This window comes from Novosphingobium jiangmenense, assembly GCF_015694345.1.
GTDB classification, from domain to species: domain Bacteria; phylum Pseudomonadota; class Alphaproteobacteria; order Sphingomonadales; family Sphingomonadaceae; genus Novosphingobium; species Novosphingobium jiangmenense.
The window spans coordinates 24,172-42,268 of sequence record NZ_JADQDC010000010.1; the positions used below are offsets into that span (position 1 = coordinate 24,172).

Genomic DNA, 18,097 nt, shown 5'->3' on the forward strand with positions numbered 1-18,097 from the left:
TTTCACTTGCTACTGGACCGCCCAAGACCTAAGGTGACTTTGCATAGAGTGCTCGAATCAGGCATAGCTTTTGGAGTGTGCTACCATGAACAGAGTTGGCAAGATCGTTTGTCTGGCATCGATCGTTGCGTTGGTTGCCAGTTCGCCTCTTTCGGCAGAAGTGGTTTCTGACAATGTGCCATTGACCTTCTCGGACGCGACTGCAGTGTTCGAGTTGCCAACAGACCAGGCCAGCCTGGCTCTCATTCCTGATTTCGCGCTGGATGGCTCACCATCTGCTGCCAATCTGATGCTGGTCGGTCAATCGGCAGGGGGTGGCGGGGCCGTTGGTTCTGGCGCTGCGGGCGCTGCAGGTGCTGCTGGTGCGGGCGCTGGGGTTACTGGACTCGTTGTGGGTATTGTTGCCGCAATTGCTGTAGCAGCCGGCATCGCGAAGGCCGCTACCGCTTCCGAAGATCCCGTCAGCGCGTAATCGTATTGGTGCGTTGGGGCCTGTATGATTTCCTAGAGAATGCAGGCCCTTCCCCTCTTCCGCCGTCTCCGTACCAGCGAAAGCTTCGTTCTGGTAGCTTGGCTTTGTGTTGTTTTTGCGCTTGGTGGCGCCTCTCGGGGCGATGAGCCCGCGCAGCACGTACTCCGCTTAATTGCCGTGACTTTGTGCTCCGTCTTGGCTTGGCGGCGACGCGATAAAGCCAGTTGTTTTCCAATTTGGATCAGTCGGACTTTGGCGGGGCTCGCTCTCTGGACCTTTCTCCAAATCATTCCACTTCCGCCGAAGGTTTGGCTGACCCTGCCAGGGCGGCAATCTCTTGTCCCGCCTCTTGCGGAGTTCCGGGATATCTGGAGACCGATGAGTTTGGCGCCGTTGGCCACGTTCAATGCTCTTCTGGCCTTATCTATACCCGTTGCCACAATAAGCGCATGTCAGACTGTCTCCTTCCGACGCATCCCCGATGTTGTGTTTACGATAGTTGTTTTGGGCTGTGTTAGTTGCATCCTCGCTGCTCTTCAGGCGTCTGGTCTCATCATCCATTCGCAATTTGACACAGTGTCCGAGCTTAGTGCCATTGGCCTGTTTGCCAACCGTAATCACCAAGCCTTGCTGCAGGCCTGCTTGCTACCTTTCCTAGGATGGCTGGGTGCAAGGTTTTTGCAAGGTCCCAGCCGTTCGATCCTGCGTTTTGTGACTGTAGCGAGTGCCGCTCTGTCTATCCTGGCTCTCTCAGCCATAACGGGTTCGCGCTTCGGGCTCTTCCTGTGCTGTGGTGGTGCGATTTTGGCTGTTCTCATCGCGATCCGCGAAAGTCGCCAACGGGTGTCTGCACTAGCCAGGGCATGCTTCTGCGCGGGAACAGTGGTCTTCCTTCTGTTCTCGTGGACTGCGGTTCGGCATTTGCCAAGGGCGGAATCAATTGTACGCCTGATTTCGCTCGATGCCGACCAGGATCTCAGATGGGCCGTACTGCCCACCACCACAACCCTAATCGGGAAATACTGGCCGATAGGGGCTGGTGTGGGAAGCTATGCATCAGTGTACCGAGTGAGCGAGCCACTCGCTACACTGGGTCCTTCCTACGTAAACCACGCACACAATGATTTGCTCGAGAGCTTAGTCGAGGGGGGCATGATCTCTGGAGCACTGCTCACTTCAACACTGGGCTGGATATTGTTCCGCGCTTTCGGAACATCGCGACGCGGAATAGATGCAGCTAACGCCGGGCCAATTCGCTTGGCGGCCGTGTTCCTGCTCTTGGTGTGCGTTGCCAGTCTAGTCGACTATCCAATGCGAACGCCAATTTTCCAAGCGTTGTCGGTCATAGCCGTTTGGATTCTTGGCGCACCTTCAGGTTCCAGAGATCTCGAGTACAATCAGCCGCTCGATAATGGGGCTGCAGGGTCTGTGCGCAAATGATCAATGCAGGCCGGTTTTCGGTTGGACGATGGCGAACCAACGTTCATCCAATCACCGACGTGCTGGAGGTATCACTTCACGGTGACGTGACCGCCAGCTTTTCCCCGGCTTGGATAAGATCCAGACCGTTTTGTTGCGCGTGAGCGCAGCGTAAGCAGTGCTTGTCGAGCGGAGCTCTTGAGCGCTTTTCATTCATTTCGGTTCATAGTCGTATGATTTGAGGTGATTGGCGCATTCGGCGGGCTGGAAGATGTCTACGAGCCTCCCGATCATATCCCGCAAACCGTCGACCTTTCGCTCGCTCACCTTGCGGAGCATGACCTTGAGCCGTGAGAAGGCCTTCTCGAAGGGATTGTCGCTAGAGACGTTGTCCATGATGACAATGTCGCTGTACTGCAGTTCGGGCACCAGGACTTGCGCCACATAGGCTTCGAACCAGTCACCGGATCATCATCGGCGCGACCATACCGGTCATGCGCAGACCCGGGCCCGGCGTGGTAGTCTTGCGGCGGCCGTGCGGGAAGCCAATCCGCAAAAGCTCACCCCGGCACAGCGGTCATGGCCGCGCGTCATGTTGGTGGCGGTCCCGGTCGCATTGATGAACACGAAGCGATCGCGTTCGATGTCGATCGGGGCGTAGAACCAGTGCCGGCTAGCGCCTGGACGTCGGGAGGGTCCCGCTCGATCGCGCGCCCGGTCTTTTTTCTTGCGCGTGATCCGTGACGAACAAAGGGCCGATGCAGCGTGCCGATCCCAACGGAGGCGCCGCGCCAAATCTGCCGCGCCTGTACCTCGAGCAAGTCCATGTCTCCATGTTCAGCGATCAGTCCCTGGATAAATCGGCAATGTGCCTCGATCTTGCCCGAATGCCGATCACCGCCGCGCGGCTTGACTACAGCCCGACCATGATCGAGCGCGCGTCGCCGTCAACGGATCGCGCTCGACCCGCTGATCCCGACGCGGGCCGCCGCCGCACGGCAACTCAGGCCCACATCAATCGCTGCGACCACCCTGTCACGAAGATCATGTGAAAGCGTTCGTGCCATCCTCGCTGGCCTCCTGCCACCAGCAGGAAATCTGAATGTCGCGCGACGATCAGGGTGAGAAAGCGCGACAATCAAGATGAGAATCCGGTGTGTCGGGATCGGCGGAGGGCGTAGCCCGTAGCCGGTCCCGACACACCGGAGGCCCTCTTTGCGAGGTGCCTGTGATGGTCGTGGTGGCCGCTATGTGTTGGGTTTTCCGGGGAGGAGGACCTGACGTGTGGCTGGCCGACACATCAACGATCATCAGGTGAGACTTTTCATGACCAACAGACGTAATGACCCCGTCGCTCTGGCGGCGGCTAAGGCCGGGTTCAGCCCGGCAACGGGCTATCGGGTTTTGCAGGACGCCCGGTTGCCATCACAGCGGCAAGCACCGCGCAGCCGGCGCCGACCCGACCCCCTTGCCGGTATCTTCGATGAAGTGGTCGTGCCGATGCTTGAGGCTGCTCCCGGCCTCCGACCTATCGCGATCTTCGAGGAACTGCGACGCCGATACCCCGAGACGGTGTTCGGTTCCCGGCGAACCCTGGAGAGGCGCATTCGCGACTGGCGCGCCATGAACGGGCAGGATCGCGAAGTCATTTTCCGGCAAGTGCACGAAGCGGGACGGCTCGGCCTGTCCGACTTTACGTGCATGGACGATCTGGCGGTTTCGATCGCCGGACAGCCTCTGGACCACCTGCTTTATCACTTCCGGCTTCCTTGTGGCGGCTTCGAGCATGGGCACATCATCCTGGGCGGCGAGAGTTTCGTTGCCTTGGCCGAAGGGCTACAGAACGCGCTCTGGTCCGCAGGCGGCGCGCCGAAGCTTCATCGCACCGACAGCCTCTCGGCCGCTTTCCGCAATCTGGACGCGGATACCAGGATCGACCTGACCAAGCGCTATGATGCGCTTTGTGCCCATTACGGAATGGAGCCCACGAGGAACAACCGCGGCATTGCCCATGAGAACGGCGCGATCGAGAGTGCCCATGGCCACATCAAGGCTGCCGTGAAGGATGCGCTGCTGCTGCGCGGTAGCGCCGACTTCGCCGACCTTGCCGACTATCGCCGTTTCATCGACGAGGTCGTAAATGCGCGCAACCGGCGGCACGGCCCCGGGATCGATGCCGAACGCAAGTTCCTGCAACCGCTGCCGGATGTGCGTACCACCGACTACGAGGAGATCCTCGTGACGGTCACGTCCTCGGGCGGCTTCACGCTGCGCAAGGTGTTCTACACGGTCCCATCCCGCCTGATCGGGCACCGTTTGCGGGTCCGCCTGTATGATGATCGTCTCGACGTCTTTATCGGCGGCACGAGGCTCATGACCCTGTCGCGTGGCCGTGCCGGCATGAACGGGAAGCACGGCCATGTTGTCGATTACCGCCACGTGATCCATTCCCTGCGTCGCAAGCCCATGGCGCTGCTGGGGCTGGTCTATCGCGACAGCCTGTTCCCGCGGGATGCCTATCGCCTGATGTTCGACCACTTGCTGGAGGTTCAGGGTGAACGGGAGGCCTGCCGTACCACCGTAGAACTTCTGGCCATGGCCCACGAACGCGCATGCGAAGCCGAACTCGCCGGGCTCCTGACCGAGGACCTGGCCGCGCGCCGAACACCGTGCCTGACAACCTTGCGCGCCCGGTTCAGTCCCGATCCTGCCGACCTACCCGAAGTCGTGGTCGAACTGGTGCCGCTCTCGATCTACGATGGACTGATCGAACAGGGAGAAGCCGCATGAACGCCGCTCCCATGATCGATGCACAGCGCCTGAGCCTGATGCTCAACGAACTGCGCTTGCCCACCATCAAGCACATCTGGGGGGACTTTGCCGCCCAGGCAGACAAGGAAGGGTGGCCTGCCAGCAGGTTCCTCGCCGCGCTCGCTGAGCACGAACTCGCCGAACGGGATCGCCGCCGGATCGAACGCCATCTGGCAGAGGCCCATCTACCCGCAGGCAAGACCCTCGACTGCTTCGCCTTCGATGCCGTGCCGATGATCTCAAAAGCGCAGGTCATGGCCATGTGCGCTGGCGATGGCTGGCTCGAACAAGGCGCCAATCTCATCCTGTTCGGCCCGCCCGGCGGCGGCAAAAGCCATCTTGCCGCGGCAATCGGCTTGGCGATGGTCGAACGGGGTTTGAGGGTTCTGTTTACCCGAACTTCCGACCTCGTGCAGCGCCTGCAGGTCGCTCGGCGCGAACTCGCACTCGAATCCGCGATGACCAAGCTCGACAAGTACCATCTGCTCATCCTCGACGACTTCGCCTACGTCTCGCGCGATCAGGCCGAGACGTCGGTGCTCTTCGAGCTGATCAGCGCCCGATACGAGCGACGGTCATTGCTGATCACTGCCAACCAGCCCTTCGGCGAATGGAACAGGGTCTTCCCGGATCCTGCCATGACGCTCGCCGCCGTCGACAGGCTCGTGCACCACGCCAACATCTTCGAGATGAACGTCGAAAGTTACCGGCGGCGTACCGCACAGGCCAGGCGCACCGGCGCCGGACGCCCCGCTGCTTACACCACACCAAAGGTCATCGAGACCATCCGCGACAATCAGGATGAGAACGACGAACTTGCCAGCGACAATCAAAACGGGCACTGATCGACGCGCCGCGACAATCACATTCTCATCCTGATTGACGCGCAATCCTCATCCAGTTTGTCGCGCTACAATCTGAATCACAACGCAGCCGAAAAGTGTATCCTCACCGAGTCAGGTCGTGTGGAAACCGCTTGTCTTATGACATTCTCGTCCATTTGGGTCATGCTGGATTGCCCGGGCCGGGGTGGCCACCCCGGCCCGGGCGGAAGGGGACGGATCGCGAAACCGCCGGTCGTTCAGGGACCGGGCTAGAGTAGGATCGCCCCTTTCTTTTCCATCAGGCCCGAACGGATACCGGGGTTTTTGCCCCGGATGACAAGCATGGGATAGCGGAGAAGATGAGCGACAATCTATCACAGACGATCGGCATCGACATCTCCAAAGCGAGCCTTGATTGCCACGCCCACCCCGCCGGCGCCGAGCGCCAGTTCGCCAACACCGCCAAGGGTCACAAGGCGTCGATTGCCTGATTGCGACAATGGCCGGTCGAACGGATTGCCTCTGAGGCAACAGCGACCTACCATCGGGCGCTGGAGGCAGCCTTGGCCGACTGGCCGTGCGTAAAGCTCAACCCGGAACGTGCTCGGCGCTTCGCCCAGGCGACCGGCACCCGGGCCAAGGCCAATCGTATCGACGCCTTGCTACTGGCCCGCATGGCTGCAACCCTGCAACCGCCGATCAGGCCAGCACGGTCTGCGCAGCAGGCACAGATGGCCGAACTCATCAATGCACGCGACGGTCTGGTACGCGATCGCACTGCGCTCAAGAACCGCGAGAAAAACCTCACCATCGCCTTCCTTAAGCGCCAGTGCCGGCAGCGGCTTGAACAGATCGATCGGCATATCGAAGCCCTCGACGCCGAGATCGCCAACCTGATCGCCACCGATGCCGCACTTGCCCGCCGGCACCGCATCCTGACCAGAATCGCTGGCGTGGGAACGCTGACCGCCAACCAACTCATCGCCACCATGCCCGAACTCGGCAGCCTCGATAACAAGCAGGCCGCATCCCTCGCCGGCCTCGCCCCCGTCGCGCGGCAGTCCGGCCAGTGGAAAGGCAAGAGCTTCATTCGCGGCGGACGCGCCAAACGTCCACCATGCGCTCTACATGCCGGCCCTTGTTGCCGCCCGGTTCAACCCTGATCTCAAGGCCAAGTATCAGAAGCTCATCGACGCTGGAAAGCCCGCCAAAATCGCCATCACCGCCGTCATGCGTAAGCTCGTCGTCACTGCAAACGCTCTGCTCAAGGCAGATCGCTGCTGGTCGCAATATCCGGCTTGATCATCACGGATACTCTAGTGCGTAGCGTAGCGGAGGGGGCCATTACTTGGGCAACTCGGTGGGGAAGGCTGCGGGGTCTCGCAGCCAATGGCTTAGTGCGGTCACTCGTGTTGTAGTCGTCCACTCACGCCGCGATCTGGACGCGGGCATGGTCCATGCTGAGGAGAATGGGGTCTCGTCAAGCAGTTCGTCGCGCATGCGGTCATGGAAGCTCTCCAAAAAACCGTTCTGCATCGACTTACCCGGCGCAATGTAACCATGCCACCTAAGCCTTCCGACACCAAGCCAGCGCGGCCTTGGAAGTGAGTCACGTGCCATTATCGCTGACGATCATACCGCGCTTGCCACGTTCGGCAAGCAGGTCGGTCAGTTGCCGCACGAGACTGCGCCTTGAGATCGAGGCCCCCGGTACGACCCGCGTACACTTGCAGGTCAAGTCAGCAACAATGTTCTGCATCTGCCCGCGCTACCGACGGGTCGGACTCTACCGTGCTTTGGGGAAATCAGTGGAGCACGTCCATGTAGGCCGACCCCCATGTAACTCAAAATAAGAAATTAAAATAACATAAACCACAAATATACATTATGTATTTATGCAGAATCATAAAATTAATATGGATCAATTGGGACGAACATTTAATGCTCGTATCCTTAGAGATTATCTATCTATACAGTTTTCTTTTCTATGAAATATCCAAACCCGGACCGGCTCCTGATGTCGAGGAGCCGCGCCACTTTCTTTCGGAGGATGGAGACTGCAACACGCAAGGCGTTCATTTTCGCTACGCCCCTGCCCCCACCGACCACATCTAGCAAGTCGTCATAGCTGATGCCCACAGGAGAGTGGCTTATGAGTGCCTGCAACATGAGGGTTTCACGATATGTCAGCTTAATCGCAGAAAGCGCGTCGGCGTGCGATGGGCCGCAAGCTCGCTCATGTTTGAGTGAAACGGCCTTTCGTATCTGCATCCGCCTTGTGTGAGCTCTCACTCGAGCTGCAGCTTCCTTCTTGGCACACTGTCGAGTAATGACATCGTCCGCCCCGGCCATCAGCAGAGCTGCCCGCTCGCCTCCTCCCCCAGTACAGTAGAGACAGATGATCGCTTTGCTTGGAAGCACCGATCGGATTTCCCTTACGAGGCGTACCATCCGCGTGAGGTCTTCGCCGTGGAGAATGTAGATATCAGTTAGCCTCGATGACTGAAGGAGATAGGACCAGTCGCCATACCGATACCGGTAGATGTCCGTGGTTGAGAGCCAGCTCAAGAGCCAGTCAAGCCGTTCCGCATACCCCTCATTCCCCAATCCCACAATGCGAACATGCAGTTCGTCCAAGTTCAATGGAGCACCAAATTGGCTTTCACTCCAACGACGGGCGGCATGCCCCAACGTTGCATCGACGTCCCCTTGATCGACCAGCGACACCACCTGCGGACTCCCCTTTCAGATCAGGGTGAATCAGAGATCAGCCATGCAGCTTCGACAATTCGCCGTGTCGCAACTCTGCTTGCATTCAGAGTCTACTATCGCTCCTGAATTCAGCCTTCCGCGCGTCCCGAGTTAGCGCACTGCGCGTTCGGACCGAATGACGTGCCAATTTTCCCTCTGGAGAGCCGCCCATTGCATTTAGGATTAGAGCGGTGGACTGTTGGATTATGCAATGGAAGGCAAGTCGGATTCGAAGAGCAGGATGCGCCGAGACCTCGGTCCGTGCCGCACTGTCAAGCAATACTGCCGGACAGACTTTGTCAGAGAAGGGTCTTAATAGAACCTTTTTTGCTTGAGTGCTTGCACATCCCAAGCGATTGTGGGATTGCAAAGTCGAGGTAGCACTGTGGGACCAGCCGCGGTGTCGGGCGATTTGTCACGCCGTGCCAGGCTATTGCGGCCTGCGTCTGCAGTGTTGCCTCGTCAGTTTTTTACACTCCGGAGGGGCGGCGCGGCCGTCTCACTGTTTGTGAGCAGCCGCCTGAATTTGAAGGGCTTGCGCCCCATCCGAGGTGATCCCATACAGTCCGATTTGTTACCCTTCCCGAAGTAGGGACGAGAAGATGCTATCTTCTATTTTCCGCAGTAACCCACGGGAAAGTTCCGTCAGACGTTGAAATATGTGGCAAAGCATGTACCGGTATGTTCTTGTCGGATTTACAGCGCGTCAGGAAGCGCAGCGGCACTGCATATGCCTTAAACCGGGCTGAGAATTCGCGCCGGCGCGGATCGAAATGCCTGCTGACATCCGTGAGTGGCGGTAGGATCGTTCATTCGGCCAGGCGCAACGACGCATGCTTAGCTCAATGCGGAACTGTTAAGACGAGTATATGGCTTACACGAATGGTAACGCCATCTTTGGCGACAGCATCGCCAACCGCCGCTTCAAGGAACAGAGCGAGTTCCGGCTACGCCCCGCCGATGCGAAACCTCCGCGGCCGGATACCCTCGCCGGATAATCTGGGCCACCGCGTCACGCTTACACTCAACGCTGGGAAAAGCCTTCCCCATCGCCCCCGTCTGCTCCTCAAAATCCAGGATAAAGGGCGTTCGGAATCTAGCGGCCACTCACGCGATCAGTCTGGCGTTTGCGATACAGCGCGGATCCACTCATCAATCTCGGCCTCAACCCAGACTGCGCATTTGGGACCAAGCGACCGCGACTTGGGAAATCGTCCGTCACTCATCCGCTGGTAAATCGCGGATCGCCGCAAGCCAACACGCACCATGACTTCTGGCAAGCGAAGCAGCCTCGCCGGAGGAGCAGCAGCTCTAACAACATCTGTTTGATTTGGTTCGCTCATTTCCTGTCTCTTTTGCAAGGTTCGGTCCCCTCCGAACTCAAGGACTTACCGGGACAGCGACATCGCAATGTCGCTACCCACAAAATCATCGATGTGCTTGGCAAGCATCCTCGCAACGAGCTGCGAGGTGCCGCTAGCCCACCTTGGCCGCAGGTCTTCAACCCGCCGCCCCAGGGTCCGATGCAGATGGATTGGAAGACTTGTGAAAAATTCCTCGAGAAACTCCCCCATCTCGCCATGCATCCACTCGCATGCGAGGTCCTCGTGCCCGGCGAGAGCGAGAATCATGGTCGCGCGAGGGGGCGCGCCACAAGCAGCGAGCACACGCGCTGCTTCATCAAGCCCGATAGATCGTTCTCCGCGCGCGACGCGAAGCAGGGTCTCGCGGTGCATGCCGCTTTCAGTGGCAATTCTGTGGCGGGGCTTGCCAGCGACTTCAATTGCATGGGCAAGGACATGAGCCAGACTGTCATTGGCCTTCCTGGCGACGGTAGTTGGGAGGTGCATTGTAGTCTCCTTTCTCTTGCACTTGTGCGAATCGCAGACATATCGCGAAGCATCCTACGTAGGAAAATAAAAAGAACATAAATGGAACATCTCGTTTAGCAGCGAATCAGTTCCTCTAGCCGAGTCGTCGCCGAATCCCGGCTGCGGTGAGGGTTCTTACCGGCACAAAAGACTGACTTTACGTCCTTATCGTCGATTTCATGCGCTGGGCTGGAAAAGATGCGTCCGCATCCTTCCACCTCCAGAAGGTATTGCCGCTGAAAACTTTCCTACGACCGTTTCCTAGATGCATGTGGAACACACACAGCGAACGCAAGAACGCTGTGACCACCCTCCAATCGGAGCTTCACATGCAGTCTCTCACCCTCCCCCGGCGCGCCAGCGTCAAGGGTCTCGGCCCAAAGATACTCGGCAGTGCCCTCAACATTGCCATCCCGGTCGCAATCGCGGCGCTTGCAGCTAGCGCGGCCTACGCCGGTACCGATGCAACCTTCACCCCTGCCCTCACCAAGTTCACCAACTTCCTGCAGGGCTCGGGCGGCAAAATCATCACGGTCCTCAGCCTCGCCAGCGGCCTGATCGGTTTGGCATCCGGCCGCTTTTCGCTCGGTCAGGTCGCCGTACCGGTGGGCGTCGGCATCGGCGTCGGCACGGGCGTCCCGATCGTCACTTCGGTGATCACCGCGGTCATCTGAGCGCGGCAGCGGAAGGCGGCGTTGCCATGTCAGACCCATACATCATTCCCCGGCGGCTCAATGACCCGGAGCTTATCGGCTTCTGGACCATCGACGAGTTCGCGGGAATGCTGGTCCCCTTCACCTGGGGGATCCTCACCCAGCATATCTTTATCGGCATCATCGTCGCCTTCGGCGCCTGGTTCGCATTGCGAAAGGCAAAAGCAGGACGCGCCAGCTCCTGGGTAGCCCACGCCGCATACTGGTATCTGCCTGCAGGATTTCTGGGCCTCAAGGCAACGCCGCCTTCCCACTGCCGACTACTCGCCGGTTGAGAGGCACTTCCATGTTTTCCGACATATCCCACGAACGGCAGCAATCGCTGCTGCGCCAGCGGAACCTCTTTGCGCTCACCAGCGCCGGCCTTGGCCTAGCACTGGTCGTCACGGCAAGCCTTGCCGCCACCCGCGACCGCGAAGTGGTGCTGGTTCCGACCGTTCCCAAAGCGCTCACCGTGAGCAGTGCCGGGGTCGAGGCCGATTATCTCGAGCTCGTCACCCGCGATGCGGCTCTTGTTCTTCTCAATCGCAGTCCGGAAGGCCTCGATTACTGGATGAACGAGATCCTGAAGCTCGCTGATCCTGCAGGCTATGGCCGACTCAAGGCCGAGCTTGTCCGGATCGTCGAAGAGCAGCGGGGCTCGGACGTCACCCAGGCGTTCGTGATCCAGTCGATGACCGTCGACCCCAAGGGCCTGACCTCGGATGTGACCGGCACGCTCAATACCTTCGTCGGCGCGCAGGTGATTGCCAGTGACGAACGCCGCTTCCGCTTCAGCTGGACTTACCGCGGCCTGCGCCTGGCGCTGGCTGGCTTTGCCCAGCTCCCCCCACAGGACAAATCCAAGGAGGCCCAGTGATGGCTTACCGACCAGCGGCCCACGCACGGGTCCTACTTCTGAGCGCGGCGGCGCTGCTCGCCGTAGCAACTACCCCCGCTCATGCGGCCGACCAGTTCAAACAGGCCGCGGATGGCGCCGCGATCGAATGCAGCATTTCAGCGCGCGAGCTCACCCGCTTCGCCTTGGTCGACGACCAGTTCGCCAGCGTCTCGAAAATCTCGACAGGTACTCCGTACAACGACTTTGCCGTGACGAACGAGCCGGTGCGCGGCGACATCTACGTGTCCGTGCCCGAAACCTACGCGGCGCGGGCCATCAGCTTCTTCGCCACCACCAAGAGGGGTTTCGTCTACAAGGTTGCGTGCCGGGTCGAGCAGATCCCGGCAGCGCAGATCTTTGTGACCAACCCGGGAATCGCGAAAACCAAAGCCGCTGACTGGGAAAGCCAGACCCCGCTCGAGACAAGCGCCGTCAGGCTCATCCAGGCGATGGCCAATGACCGGTCGGTCGATGGCTTCGAGGTCCGCCAGACTACCGCTAGCCCTGCGCGCGTTGGCGATCTCGAACTCCAATTGATCGCCGATTATCGCGGCGCCAGCCTCACCGGCAAAGTCGTCCGCATCCACAATCGCGGATCGAAGAGCGTGACGCTCGCCGAACGCGATCTCGCACCGCGCGACACGCTCGCCGTCTCGATCGCCGAGCTAAAGCTCGAACCCGGGGCCAGCACCACGGCCTTTGTTGTCGGCGCAAGCGGGGAGACCGGCCATGACTGATGCAACCCATACGCCAGGCACTGCCCCTTTGCAGGCCGAGAGCGCGGCATCGTCCGAACTTTCCGGGCTCAACGCCCGCACCGCGCGTCGTCAGAAGCTGCTGCTGGGGTCGCTTGGAGCACTCGCCCTCATCGGCGGAAGCTGGTTCATCCTTGGCGGCGACGACAAGGCCAAGACCGGTGATCCCGATGCGGCGCAGACGATCGACACGGCAGGTCTCGTCAACCGCGATCTGTCCGAGCGCGAGTTCGTCGCGACCTATGGCAACCGGCTTGATGCAGTCACGCGCGAACAGAAGGCGCTGAAAGACGGCAGCATCCCGCGAAGCGAGATCGAAGCGCAGCTGGCGGCTCTCAAAGCCGAGAACCAGGCCATGCGTGCCGATGGACAGGCTGCGATCGATGCTATCTCGGCAGAGAACGCCGAGCTCAAGACCCGGCTTGCCGCGCAGCCTGCATCACCGGCGCCGGCTGTACCGCCACCGGCTTATGGGCCGCAGGCAGGCGGGTATGATGCACGGGCCCATTCATCTCAAACCAGTACCGGCGCCGCAGCAGGCGATCCGCAGGGCGGCATGATCCCTTCGCCTGGCGAGGTGAAGCTGATGAGCTTCAGCTCCGACAAGGCAGCGACCAATGGCCTCCGTGTGGGCCGGCCCGATGCGCCACCGGTCGTTGTCGAGGATTCGCCCGATTATCTGCCGCCCAACTCCTACGCGTCGGCACGCGTAATCGTCGGCGTCGATGCCTCGGCAGGCGTCGCCAGCCAGACCGATCCGCTGCCTGTGGTGCTTCGGATTACCGGCCCTGCTCGTTCGGTCATGCAGAACGGAAAGGTTCTGACCACCCGGATCCAGGGCTGCGTTGTCAACGGCGCGGCACGTGGGGATCTCAGCAGCGAGAAGGTCTATGTGAAGCTCGCCCGCATGACCTGCGATCAGCCTGGCGGCAGGGTCGCAGTGAGCGAGGTCAAAGGCTTCATCAGCTTCGCTGGCAAGTCCGGGGTCCGCGGCCGCGTCGTCAGCCGCGAAGGCAGCCTCATCAGCCAGGCCCTGCTGGCCGGGATCGTCGGCGGCTTCGGGCGTGGCTTCTCGGCCAATGCGGGCAGCGTCTTTTCCGGCGTCACGGCCAACTCCGACGGCAGTCGCTCCAAGTTCTCAGGCAGCGACATTCTCGGTGGCGGGCTTGGCCAGGGTGCCGCCGACGCTGCCGACACTACAGCCAAATACCTGATCGAGCGCGCCGAACAGTACCAACCCGTCGTCGAGATGCCGACCGGCATCGAGGTCGAGATCGTGTTCCTCGACGGCGTCTACGTGAGGAACTCCCAATGATCGAGAATTCATCCCAAGAGAGGGACAATCGCCGGCGCCGCTGGTTGCGTACCAGCGCCGGACTGGCGGCGATCATCGCCGTCTCGGCCGCGACGGGATGGGGTGTGGCAAGCCTTGCTGCCCCTGCTGCCGTTCCGGACACGGCGAAAGTTCGAGAGGCGCTCAAGCTGCGCCTGCCCAAGACGCCGATCGACGCGATCAACTGCAAGGGCCTTGGCGGCCTGTGCGAGGTCGCGTCCAAATCGACGCTCTTTTACGTCGACCGGGCCGCAAAGTATCTGGTGATCGGCCGGGTCTACGACATGGAAGCCCGTCAGGATCTGACGGCTGCCCGGTTGCTTGCCCTCAATCCGGACTTGTTGGCAGCGGGGGCAGCGCGGCGCAGCAATCCTGAAACACAAGCAGAAGGCGGCCCGAGCGCAGCCGCAGCTTCAGCCCGGAACACCCCGCCGCGCCATGTCCCGCTCGGCAATCTTCCCGCCAAAGGCGCGATCACCTGGGGTCCTGCCAACGGTCCGCGTGTCGTCGTCTTTTCGGACTTCCACTGCGGCTATTGCAAGAAGCTCGAGGCAGAATTGAAGGCGATCGGAGCGCGGGTCGAAGAGCGGCCGATCTCGATCTTCGGGGCGGAAAGCCGGCGCGATGCCGAACGGGTTCTGTGCTCGCCGCGGCCTGAGCTGGCGCTGCATATGGCCTATTCGGGTCTCGCGCTCGCCAATCCCAAACCCTGCGACACGAGCGGTCTCGATGCCAACGAGGCCTTCGCGCGGGCGCACGGATTTGGCGGCACCCCTGTAGTCGTCCGCCCCGCCGATGGCGCCGTTCTTGAAGGCTTCCGGCCTGCAGCTGTGCTCCGGGACTTCCTGCGCGCTGGCCCCTCCATGGCCCCCACCCCTGCTCCCAAAGGATAGACCCATGCGTTTTACGACACGTCTCCTTGCCTGCGCCTGTCTGGCCGGTCTTGCCAGTGGCTGCGCCACGTTCGGCACCAACGTCGAGGGCGATTTCACCTGCCGCGCGCCGAAGGGCGACTGCGCACCGGCTCACGTCATCGATGCCAAGGCGACGGACAATCTTTCGAATGGCGCGCTGCTCCATGCTGACGCGCGGCAGCGGTCAGGCGTCGTGGATGCCGATACCAGCCGCACAGCGGAACGCACCTTGCGCGTCGTCTTCCCGGCTCATGTCGATGAAGCTGGAACGCTGCATGACGAAGCGGTCGCCTGGACCATCGTCGAAAATCCGCGCTGGGCGACCGAGCTGCGCCGCAAGGTGGGCGAGGACCAGGGCGGATCCCTGATGCGCCAGGTCCGTCGGCAGCTGAAAGCCGCTCAGAGAGCCCCTGCACCGGACGGTGCGGAGGGAGACCCGAACGTAGCTGACGAGGCGTCGCCCTTCTCGTCTGCACGCGACGACGCGGGTCAGGCTGGCGGCAGCTCGGGCGCCGATGCCCCCAGTCCCTTCAACGAAATTTCAGATGCCTCGCCGCTGGTCCTCCCCTCCACGGCGCGCGAGGCCGTTGCCGGTGCCAAGGCACCGGCGGTCGAGGGGTTCGACACGTCGCCTCCCCCGCGTGATCGAGCCCCTCGGCCTGAGGCAGGGCAGAGCGCTCCGCTGTTCCCGAGCGCAGCGGCGATTGAAGCCGCGAAAGCTGCAATCCGCCCGGCAGTCAGAAACGGCGAACAGCCAATCGTCAGCACCTCGCAGCCCAAGGAGCCCAAGTGATGGCCGAACAACTCAAGACCGTCGTCGATCGGCTGCTCAGCGGATTGCTAGGTGATGCCGAGCACGCCGAGAAGGCCCGCCCGCAGCTCATGGTCGACATGCTCTCCGACTGGCTCCCCTACCGGGTCTACGATCCGGCAACCCGCCTGTACTTCAACGCACGCTCGAAGGGCTTTGTCCTTTCGGTTACGCCGCTGATCGGAGCCGACGAGCGCACCGGCGAAATCCTGGGACAGTTCTTCTCGGAAGGCCTGCCAGCGGGCGCCTGCCTGCAGGTGCTCCACCTTGCAAGCCCGCGCATCAGCAGGATCATCGCCCCGTGGTTCGCCCCACGGTACATTCAGGGCGGGGTATACGAGGCGATTGCCCGGCACCGGGCGCGGCGGCTCTATTCGCTCGTCTGGGAGTCCGGCTCGCCTGACGCGCCCTTCCATGCGCGGCATCACCAGGTCATCGTCTCGGTCGGGGTGCCGACGTCCAAATCGGTCAGCAATGAGGATCTCAAGCAGACCCGCGAGGGCCTGATGGCGATGCTCAAGTCGCTCAATCTCGGCGTGGTCGAAGTCGGGCCGGAAGCGCTCATCGCTGTCATCGATGATCTGACTTCGCCCACCACCGCCCCGCAGGACGATGCGGTGCCCTACAACCCGAACGATCCGATCGCCTCCCAGGCGATCCGCCAAGACATCGAACTGGTGGTGGCTGAAGACCGCATGCGGCTCGTGACCGAGCGTTTCCGTCCCACTGGCAAGGTCAATGACGGCGTGCCCGAAATCGGGACCGTCTATCCCGATGCCTTCGATGTCCGGCATTTTGCCGTACGCAACATGCCATCGCGCTGGGCCCCGTGGGAATGCGCGCGGCTGATCGGCGACCTGTTCACCGACAAGCTGCGCTTCCCCTGCCCGGCCGCCACCATTCTCTGTCTCGTCTATCCGGACCAGGAGGCGGCTTCGGCGAAGGCCGGGTTCAAGTTCATGCGGACAACCAGCCTCGCCGGGACCCGCAGCGCCCGGTTCCTGCCGCGGATCGGCGAACAGGCCGCCGAGTGGCAGCATGTGCAGGCCGAGCTTCAGGAAGGCCGCCGGCTCGTGCGGGTCTTCTACGGCGTGACGGCCTATTCGCCACTTGGCCAGGGCGACCGCCACGAACGCGCGATCAAATCGATCTACAAGGCGGCGGGCTGGGACCTTACGGACGAGCGCTACCTCCAGATCCAGGGATTGCTCGCCGCGATGCCGCTCACCCTGGCTGACGGACTTGGCGCCGACATGGAACGGCTGAAGCGGTTCAAGACCGTGCTGTCGACGACCGCTGCCAATATCGCGCCCATGCAGGGCGAGTATCTCGGCAGCGCCCACCCCCACCTGCTGTTCGTCGGGCGGCGCGGCCAGCCCTTCTTCTGGTCCCCGTTCGAGAACGAGGCCGGCAACCACAATGTCGCGATCTGCGGCAAGTCGGGATCGGGCAAGTCGGTGCTGCTCCAGGAGATGTGCGCCGCGCTGCGCGGTGCGGGCGCACAGGTTGTCGTGATCGACGATGGCCGCAGCTTCGAGCACTCGGTCAAGCTGCAGGGCGGGCGCTTTGTCGAGTTCACGATTGCAGCGGGCTTCTGCCTCAACCCGTTCTCGATGATCGATGGGACCCGCGCCGCCGAAGACGAGGACTACCGTCTCGACTGCTTCGGGATGATCAAGGCCATCGTCGGGCAAATGGCTCGCCACAGCGCGAAGCTGACGGATACTGAGCGCGGATTGATCGACCGGGCGGTCAACCTCGTCTGGGCGCAGCACGGCGCGGCTGCCACAGTTACGACCGTCGGCGAGATGCTGGCCAGTCTCGGCCATGACACTGCGGCAGATATCGCAACCGCGCTTGCCCCCTACATGGCGGGCGGAACTTACGGCGCCTTCTTCGAAGGCCAGGCAAGCCTCGACCTCGATGCGGACTTCACAGTCTTCGAGATGTCCGACCTCGCGAGCCGGGAGGATCTGCGCAGCGTCGTGCTCTCAGCCATCATGTTCATGACCAGCCAGGCCATGACGCGAAGCCCAAGGTCACTGCGCAAGCTTCTGCTGATCGATGAAGCCTGGTCGATGCTCAAGGGCGGTTCGATGGGTGAATTCGTCGAAACCTACGCCCGCACCTGCCGCAAATATGGCGGCGCGCTGGCGACCGCTACCCAGTCGCTCAACGACTACTACAAGTCCGACGGGGCAACGGCGGCGCTCGAGAACAGCGACTGGATGCTGATCCTCCAGCAGAAGCCGGAGACGATCGCCGATTTCAAGGCCAGCAAGCGCCTCGACATGGACGATCGCACCGAGACGCTGATCCGCAGTCTCAAGCGCTCCGGGAGCGACTATTCCGAGGTGTTCATCAAGGGTCCGGAGACCGAGGCGATCGGGCGGCTCGTGCTCGATGACTATTCGGCAACGCTCTTCTCGAGTTCGCCCCAGACCTTTGCCGCCATCGATGCCGAGGTCGCCCGCGGCCTGCCGCTCGCCGAGGCCATCGAGCGCGTGGCGTTCGCGGCCCGCAACTGATCCAGAAACAAGGAA

At 61.5% G+C, this 18,097-nt stretch carries 15 protein-coding genes and 3 pseudogenes; 13 read left to right on the plus strand and 5 right to left on the minus strand.

Translation table 11 applies throughout. The features are described 5' to 3' along the window. Positions 1 to 85: 85 nt before the first annotated feature. Entirely contained in the window at positions 86 to 472 is a 387-nt protein-coding gene (locus I2488_RS14185) for a hypothetical protein (protein ID WP_196276477.1), read from the plus strand. A gap of 378 nt (positions 473 to 850) precedes the next feature. Beyond that, positions 851 to 1,912, plus strand: coding sequence for an O-antigen ligase family protein (locus I2488_RS19895; protein ID WP_196276478.1), 1,062 nt, complete (start codon positions 851 to 853; stop codon positions 1,910 to 1,912). Positions 1,913 to 2,104: 192 nt separating this feature from the next. On the opposite strand, the pseudogene I2488_RS14195 reads toward I2488_RS19895, so the two are convergent. Then, positions 2,105 to 2,958 (minus strand): annotated as a pseudogene (locus tag I2488_RS14195) (transposase). 217 nt (positions 2,959 to 3,175) lie between these two features. Between I2488_RS14195 and istA the strand changes: the two are divergent. From istA to I2488_RS14210, 3 genes and pseudogenes are all read left to right on the plus strand, one after another. Beyond that, a complete protein-coding gene (gene istA / locus I2488_RS14200; RefSeq protein WP_196276479.1) occupies positions 3,176 to 4,681 on the plus strand; it encodes an IS21 family transposase in 1,506 nt (501 codons plus the stop codon). Further along, positions 4,678 to 5,547 carry an IS21-like element helper ATPase IstB gene (istB, locus tag I2488_RS14205; protein ID WP_196276480.1) on the plus strand — a complete coding sequence of 290 codons (870 nt, stop codon included), beginning with the start codon at positions 4,678 to 4,680 and terminating at the stop codon, positions 5,545 to 5,547. Before istA ends, istB begins: the two co-directional genes overlap by 4 nt. Before the next feature lie 338 nt (positions 5,548 to 5,885). Continuing rightward, positions 5,886 to 6,828: pseudogene (locus tag I2488_RS14210) on the plus strand (IS110 family RNA-guided transposase). Positions 6,829 to 6,955: 127 nt separating this feature from the next. Here the strand turns inward: I2488_RS14210 and I2488_RS19625 are convergent. The 4 genes and pseudogenes from I2488_RS19625 to I2488_RS14230 form a co-directional block, all read right to left on the minus strand. Continuing rightward, positions 6,956 to 7,294: pseudogene (locus I2488_RS19625) on the minus strand (integrase core domain-containing protein); the annotation flags it as partial. 200 nt (positions 7,295 to 7,494) lie between these two features. After that, positions 7,495 to 8,163 (minus strand): winged helix-turn-helix domain-containing protein, encoded by a 669-nt coding sequence (locus I2488_RS14220; protein ID WP_196276482.1) that lies wholly within the window; start codon positions 8,161 to 8,163, stop codon positions 7,495 to 7,497. A 1,229-nt stretch (positions 8,164 to 9,392) separates the two neighbouring features. Further along, on the minus strand, positions 9,393 to 9,620 hold the full coding sequence (locus tag I2488_RS14225; protein ID WP_196276483.1) for an AlpA family transcriptional regulator: 228 nt from the start codon (positions 9,618 to 9,620) through the stop codon (positions 9,393 to 9,395). A 45-nt stretch (positions 9,621 to 9,665) separates the two neighbouring features. Further along, positions 9,666 to 10,127 (minus strand): transcriptional regulator, encoded by a 462-nt coding sequence (locus I2488_RS14230; protein ID WP_196276484.1) that lies wholly within the window; start codon positions 10,125 to 10,127, stop codon positions 9,666 to 9,668. A gap of 350 nt (positions 10,128 to 10,477) precedes the next feature. Between I2488_RS14230 and I2488_RS14235 the strand changes: the two genes are divergently transcribed. Genes I2488_RS14235 through traC form a run of 8 tightly spaced genes read left to right on the plus strand, consistent with a single transcriptional unit; the run spans position 10,478 to position 18,082 of the window. After that, on the plus strand, positions 10,478 to 10,822 hold the full coding sequence (locus I2488_RS14235) for a hypothetical protein (RefSeq protein ID WP_196276485.1): 345 nt from the start codon (positions 10,478 to 10,480) through the stop codon (positions 10,820 to 10,822). 26 nt (positions 10,823 to 10,848) lie between these two features. Beyond that, positions 10,849 to 11,136 carry a type IV conjugative transfer system protein TraL gene (gene traL / locus I2488_RS14240; RefSeq protein ID WP_196276486.1) on the plus strand — a complete coding sequence of 96 codons (288 nt, stop codon included), beginning with the start codon at positions 10,849 to 10,851 and terminating at the stop codon, positions 11,134 to 11,136. An 11-nt stretch (positions 11,137 to 11,147) separates the two neighbouring features. After that, positions 11,148 to 11,720, plus strand: a complete 573-nt coding sequence (locus tag I2488_RS14245) for a type IV conjugative transfer system protein TraE (protein WP_196276487.1) — start codon at positions 11,148 to 11,150, stop codon at positions 11,718 to 11,720. Next, positions 11,720 to 12,478: a type-F conjugative transfer system secretin TraK gene (locus I2488_RS14250; RefSeq protein ID WP_196276488.1), complete on the plus strand. Its 759-nt coding sequence runs from the start codon at positions 11,720 to 11,722 to the stop codon at positions 12,476 to 12,478. Before I2488_RS14245 ends, I2488_RS14250 begins: the two co-directional genes overlap by 1 nt. Further along, complete coding sequence (locus tag I2488_RS14255; RefSeq protein ID WP_196276489.1) at positions 12,471 to 13,811, plus strand: TraB/TrbI/VirB10 family type IV secretion system protein; 1,341 nt, start codon at positions 12,471 to 12,473, stop codon at positions 13,809 to 13,811. Before I2488_RS14250 ends, I2488_RS14255 begins: the two co-directional genes overlap by 8 nt. After that, entirely contained in the window at positions 13,808 to 14,722 is a 915-nt protein-coding gene (locus tag I2488_RS14260; RefSeq protein WP_196276490.1) for a DsbC family protein, read from the plus strand. The genes I2488_RS14255 and I2488_RS14260 overlap by 4 nt, the downstream gene beginning before the upstream one ends. A 4-nt stretch (positions 14,723 to 14,726) precedes the next feature. Then, positions 14,727 to 15,536, plus strand: a complete 810-nt coding sequence (locus I2488_RS14265) for a conjugal transfer protein TraV (protein ID WP_196276491.1) — start codon at positions 14,727 to 14,729, stop codon at positions 15,534 to 15,536. Then, positions 15,536 to 18,082 carry a type IV secretion system protein TraC gene (gene traC, locus I2488_RS14270; protein ID WP_196276492.1) on the plus strand — a complete coding sequence of 849 codons (2,547 nt, stop codon included), beginning with the start codon at positions 15,536 to 15,538 and terminating at the stop codon, positions 18,080 to 18,082. The genes I2488_RS14265 and traC overlap by 1 nt, the downstream gene beginning before the upstream one ends. Positions 18,083 to 18,097 lie beyond the last annotated feature (15 nt).